Annotated in this window: 5 protein-coding genes and 1 pseudogene; 3 read left to right on the forward strand and 3 right to left on the reverse strand. The window is 64.7% G+C overall.

The features are described 5' to 3' along the window. Nucleotides 1–393, reverse strand: a 393-nt coding sequence (locus JHD07_RS05210; RefSeq protein ID WP_291619670.1) for a GMC family oxidoreductase N-terminal domain-containing protein, incomplete at its 3' end; no start/stop codon positions are given. Nucleotides 394–564: 171 nt separating this feature from the next. On the opposite strand from JHD07_RS05210, the gene JHD07_RS05215 reads away from it, so the two are divergent. Beyond that, nucleotides 565–1,737 (forward strand): M20 aminoacylase family protein, encoded by a 1,173-nt coding sequence (locus tag JHD07_RS05215; RefSeq protein WP_291619672.1) that lies wholly within the window; start codon nt 565–567, stop codon nt 1,735–1,737. 17 nt (nt 1,738–1,754) lie between these two features. Here the strand turns inward: JHD07_RS05215 and JHD07_RS05220 are convergent, their stop codons facing one another. Both JHD07_RS05220 and JHD07_RS05225 read right to left on the reverse strand, forming a co-directional pair. Beyond that, nucleotides 1,755–3,197 (reverse strand): UdgX family uracil-DNA binding protein, encoded by a 1,443-nt coding sequence (locus JHD07_RS05220; protein WP_291619674.1) that lies wholly within the window; start codon nt 3,195–3,197, stop codon nt 1,755–1,757. Then, a complete protein-coding gene (locus JHD07_RS05225; protein WP_291619676.1) occupies nt 3,197–4,432 on the reverse strand; it encodes a putative DNA modification/repair radical SAM protein in 1,236 nt (411 codons plus the stop codon). Before JHD07_RS05225 ends, JHD07_RS05220 begins: the two co-directional genes overlap by 1 nt. 163 nt (nt 4,433–4,595) lie before the next feature. Between JHD07_RS05225 and JHD07_RS05230 the strand changes: the two genes are divergently transcribed. Both JHD07_RS05230 and JHD07_RS05235 read left to right on the forward strand, forming a co-directional pair. Further along, nucleotides 4,596–5,384, forward strand: coding sequence for a DNA repair protein (locus tag JHD07_RS05230; protein ID WP_291619678.1), 789 nt, complete (start codon nt 4,596–4,598; stop codon nt 5,382–5,384). Continuing rightward, nucleotides 5,377–5,581 (forward strand): annotated as a pseudogene (locus JHD07_RS05235) (DNA polymerase Y family protein); the annotation flags it as partial. The gene JHD07_RS05230 and the pseudogene JHD07_RS05235, both read left to right, overlap by 8 nt.

Raw genomic sequence — 5,581 nt, forward strand, 5'->3', positions numbered from 1 at the left:
CAGCCGCTTGAACAGCGGCAGCACGTCGTCATAACCCCAGCCGGTCAGCCCAAGTTGGCGCCAGTGATCGTAGTCGGCGGCCTGTCCGCGCATCGAGATCATGGCGTTGATCGCCGAGCAGCCACCGATCACCTTGCCGCGGGGATAGGCCAGCGATCGGCCGTTCAGGCCGGGCTCGGCCTCGGTCTTGAACATCCAGTCGGAACGGGGATTGCCGATGGCGAAGAGATAGCCGACCGGGATGTGGAACCAGATCCAATTGTCGTCGCCGCCGGCTTCGAGGATGAGCACGCGCTTGCTGCTATCGGCCGACAATCGGTTCGCGACGATGCAGCCGGCCGTGCCCGCTCCGACGACAATGTAGTCAAATTCACCTTCGAGCCGCCTCGGCATTCTGTTTCCACCCGGATCGTCACTTGACGTTCCATCCTAATAGGCAGACGCAGCGGGCCGGGACAAGCCCGGCCATGCCGGGTCGGCAGGGCTAGACCCCGATGCCGGACGGTTGGGTGGACCGGCGCTTGCATGATAGATTGCATATTTCCAACAAGCTCGAGACCCTCCATGCCCATCGTGAACCGCGTCGCCGACCTTCAACCCGATATCCAGGCTTGGCGGCGGGACATCCACCAGCATCCCGAGCTACTGTATGATGTCCATCGCACCGCAGCATTCGTCGCAGAGCGCCTTCGGGAGTTCGGTTGCGATGAAGTCGTCACCGGGCTCGGCCAGACCGGCGTGGTGGGCGTGATCAAGGGCAGCAAGCCCGCCGGTGAGGGGCTCAAGGCGATCGGCATGCGTGCCGACATGGACGCGCTGCCGGTCGAGGAGCAGACCGACCTGCCTTACGCCTCCAAGATTCCCGGCAAGATGCACGCCTGCGGCCATGACGGCCACACCGCGATGCTGCTCGGGGCGGCGCGCTATCTCGCCGAGACCCGCAACTTCGCCGGCGATGCCGTCGTGATCTTCCAGCCCGCCGAAGAGGGCGGCGCCGGCGGTGCTGCCATGGTGAAAGACGGCCTGATGGAGCGCTTCGGCATCGAGCAGGTGTACGGCATGCACAACGGCCCCGGCATTCCGGTCGGCTCGTTCGCGATCCGGCCGGGCCCGATCATGGCGGCGACCGACGAGGTCGACATCATGATCGAGGGCGTCGGCGGCCACGCCGCGCGTCCGCACAAATGCGTCGATTCCGTTCTGGTCGGCGCGCAGGTGATCACGGCGCTGCAGTCGATCGTGGCGCGCAGCGTCGATCCCCTCGAATCTGCGGTCATCTCGATTTGCGAATTCCACGCCGGCCACGCCCGCAACGTCATTCCGCAGACGGCGACGCTGAGAGGCACCATCCGCACGCTGTCGCCGGAAGTGCGCAAGCTGGTCGAGAAGCGCGTGCGTGAAGTCGTGGCGGGCGTGGCGCAGATCACCGGCGCCAAGATCGACCTGCGCTACAAGCGAAATTATCCCGTCGTGAACAACCATGCGGCGGAGACCGAGGTGGCGCGGCGCATTGCTACGCAGGTCGCGGGCGAGGCCAACGTGCACGACATGGCGCCGCTGATGGGCGGCGAGGATTTCGCATACATGCTGGAAGCGCGGCCCGGCGCCTTCATCTTCTGCGGCAATGGCGACAGCGCCGGCTTGCATCACCCCGCCTACAATTTCGACGACGAGGCGATCGTCTACGGCACGTCCTACTGGGTGAAGCTGGTCGAGGAGCAGCTTGCGGCGTCGTGAGCCGCACTGCCGTCTGATCAGGCGGCGCGCGCAGCTTTCCTCTGCAGGCCGGCGGCGATCTTCAGATCTTCGACGAAGCGCCGATATTCCAGCGCCCTGGCTTCGGGATCAGGCAGCCGCAGCAGATAGGACGGGTGCACGGTCACCAGCGCCTTGCGGCCTTCGGGAAGCTCGATGAGCCGTCCGCGGTTTTTCCCGATCGGGGTGATCTTGCCGAACACGCTTTGAGCGGCGGTTGCGCCCATCGCGACGATCAGTTCGGGCTGAAGCGCCGCAACTTCGCGCTCATACCACTGCCGGCAGGCCCGGATCTCGGGCGTGTTCGGCTTCTGGTGCAAGCGGATCTTTCCACGCGGCACGAATTTGAAGTGCTTCACCGCGTTGGTGACATAGACCTTCTTGCGGTCGACGCCTGCCTCCTCCAGCGCGCGGTCGAGCATCTGACCGGCAGGGCCGACGAAGGGATGGCCGGCGAGATCTTCCTTGTCGCCGGGCTGCTCGCCGACCAGCATGATGTTTGCGGACTTCGGGCCCTCGCCAAATACGGTCTGAGTCGCGTCCTTGTAGAGATGGCAGGCGCGGCAATGCGCGGCTTCCTCACGCAGCGCTTCGAGATCGCTAACGGCAGGCTTGCGTGGCATCGGGGCCTCCGGCCGCTTCTGAGGCTTGTGCGGATCGCTTGCGGCATTGGCGATCATGGCACCGGTCATGCGCTCGGCGTCCTCGATCAAGGGCTTAATGATCGAAGCCTCGGGCAGGTTCCTCCAGTATTTCTTCGGCATCTCGGCCTGCATCGCCTTCACCTTGAGCCGGGCGGGGTTGAAGATGCTGGCGTAGTAGCGCCGCCAGGTTTCCTCCAGCCGGTCTTCGCCCGGCGCCTTGCTCTTGCTGACGCCCTGCGTGAACGAAAGCGCGTGGCCGTCCCAATGCGCGCAGAGGTCCGGCGTCAGGATCGACCAGGGCATGTCGGCAAAACGTTTTGCGAAGAACGGGGCTGCGAGCTCGACGATGTGATGCTCCGGCTCGAACCAGGCGACGTAATGCGCCTCGCGTTCCCTGCCGATCTCACGGAAGCGCACGAAGGCATGCATCTTGTGCTCGTCGCGATGGACCGCTTTTGCCATGGAAGTGACCTGCGCGACATCGGGGTTGGTCGCGACCTCGATAAGGTCGTTATTGTCCTTCAGCCGGAACAGCAGGCGATAGAGGATCGCAAAGCGTTCGCCATCGCGGTGCAAGATGGCGGCCTTGGCGAGCTCGACGAATTTGCCTGGTACGTTGAAGGTGCCCTCGTTCACCTCGAGGATCGGAGACGGCGAGGACGGTGCGAACAGCTCCGCTTCGCCGCCGTGCACGGTCCAGGTGACATCCGCGGGATCCACGTGATGAAGCACAAGACTTCGCGCGGCTTTGCGCCAGCCGTCGAAATCGGTTTCGGTGTCGAGCGTGATGTACTGCATCAGAAGCCAAATCCCAGTTGCGTTGCCTTCGGCTTGAACCGTTCGATGAGACCGGCGGCATCGAGGCGATGCGGCGAGGGACGGTGGTCGCTGAGGACGATGAAGGGCAGCGCCTTGCGCTGGGGCACGTGCAGCCGCGTGAGATCGGCCGCGCGGATCGTGGTGGTGCGCCGCGCCGCGATGATGCGTTCGACCGCCTTGGTGCCGAAGCCCGGCACGCGCAGCAGCTCCTCGCGGCTGGCGCGGTTGACGTCGAGCGGAAAGCGGTCGCGGTGACGCAGCGCCCAGGCGAGCTTGGGATCGATGTCGAGCGGCAGCATCGCGCTGTCGTCGACGATCTCCGCAACGTCGAAGCCGTAGAACCGCATCAGCCAGTCGGCCTGGTAGAGCCGGTGCTCGCGCAGCAGCGGCGGCTGCACCAGCGGCAAGGCGCGGCTGGCATCGGGGATCGGGCTGAAGGCAGAATAATAGACGCGCCGCAGCTTGTACGAGCCGTAGAGATTGGCACTGGTGTGCAGGATGGTGTGGTCGTTCGCGCTGTCCGCGCCGACGATCATCTGCGTGCTCTGTCCAGCCGGCGCGAAGCGCTGCGGCTTGGCCTTGGTCTTCGTCGCGCGGTTCTCCTCGGCCTCGTCCAGCTTCAGCCGCAGCCGCCCCATGGTGCGGCGGATCGCGCGGACGTCCTTCTCTGGCGCGAATTGCTGCAGGCTCGTTTCCTCAGGCATCTCGATGTTGATGGAGAGGCGGTCGGCATATTTGCCGGCCTCCGCGATCAGCGCGTCGTCGGCTTCGGGAATGGTCTTCAGGTGGATGTAGCCGCGGAAATGATGTTCCTCGCGCAGCTTGCGCGCGACGCTCACCACCTGCTCCATGGTGTAGTCGGGGCTGCGGATGATACCGGAAGAGAGAAACAGGCCCTCGATGTAATTGCGCCGGTAGAAGTCGAGCGTCAGCTTGACCACCTCGTCGATGGTGAAGCGGGCGCGCGGCACGTTCGAGGAGGCGCGGTTGACGCAATAGAGGCAGTCGTAATTGCAGGCGTTGGTCAGCAGCACCTTGAGTAGCGAGATGCAGCGTCCGTCCGGCGCATAGGAATGGCAGATGCCCATGCCTGGCGCGGTCGAGCCCATGCCCTTGCGGTCGCTGGAATCCCGCTTCTCGGTGCCGCTGGAGGCGCAGGAGGCGTCGTACTTGGCGGCATCCGCCAGGATCTCCAGCTTGCGTTGCACGTCCATATTTGAATCCCTTTGATTCCGCTCATGAATCCGAAGTCGCGCCAATTCGATTGACTCTTCGGATGCCGTTAGCTTTATATTAGAACATATCATGAACAAATGAGCCAGCCGCAGGTTCTTCTTTTTGAGAATCTCGGCAATCACTTCTGAGGAGCGGCGAAGCATGAGCGGCGCACGTATGAGCGCGCTTGCGATCCTGCGCGGCCAGATCGAGCGCATCGAGACTGCGGAGGTCGTGCATCAGCACGATCGCGCCGCGCTCGGCCATCACGAGGCCGATGGCGCGCTGAAGGGCGGGCTTGCGCGTGCGGCGGTCCATGAGGTGTTTTGCGAGGGGCGCCAGGGCGCGGCCGCGACGGGTTTCGTCATGGGTCTCGCGAGGCTCGTCTCGGCACGCAAACCGCTGCTGTGGGTTCGGCAGGATTTTTCGGAAGTGGAAACCGGCGCGCTGTCGATGAACGGTCTCGCCGAGCTCGGCCTCGATCCGCGCCGCGTGGTGACGGTGCGCGCTGCCGATGTCGAGAGCGCGCTGCGCACCTCGGCCGATGCGCTCGCCTGCGATGCGCTCGGTGCCGTCGTGCTCGAGCTCTGGGGCGATGTCAGGCAGTTCGATCTGGTGGCGAGCCGCAAGCTGACGCTGGCCGCACAAGGCTCCGGCGTCACCGGCCTGATGCTGCGGATGGCCGCGCAGCCGCTGCCCTCGACCGCGGAAACGCGATGGATGCTGCGCGCGGCGCATTCGCCGCCGGGTGCCGCATGGGATGTCTGGGGCACGCCGCGCTTCGATGCCGAGCTGTTGCGCAATCGTCATGGCCCGTGCGGCCGGTGGATCATGGAATGGAATTGTGATGAGTGCCAGTTCAGCGAGCCGTCGACGTATTCTCAGCCTGTGGCTGCCGCGCCTGCCCATCGACCGGATTCAGCGGTTCTTCAGCAGCGCCGGACTGGGTAAGAGCAACAATGAGCCCAGCATCGTCGTCATCAAGGACAACAATGCGCTGGTGATCCATGCGCTGGACGAGGCCGCGGAGCGTCTCGGCCTGTATATCGGCCAGCCGCTCGCCAATGCGCGGGCGATGTGCCCAGACTTGCGCGTGTTCGACGCCGACCTCGTGGCCGATGCGAAGACGCTTAGTGATATCGCCGACT

It is taken from the genome of Bradyrhizobium sp., assembly GCF_016462955.1.
Classification (GTDB): domain Bacteria; phylum Pseudomonadota; class Alphaproteobacteria; order Rhizobiales; family Xanthobacteraceae; genus Bradyrhizobium.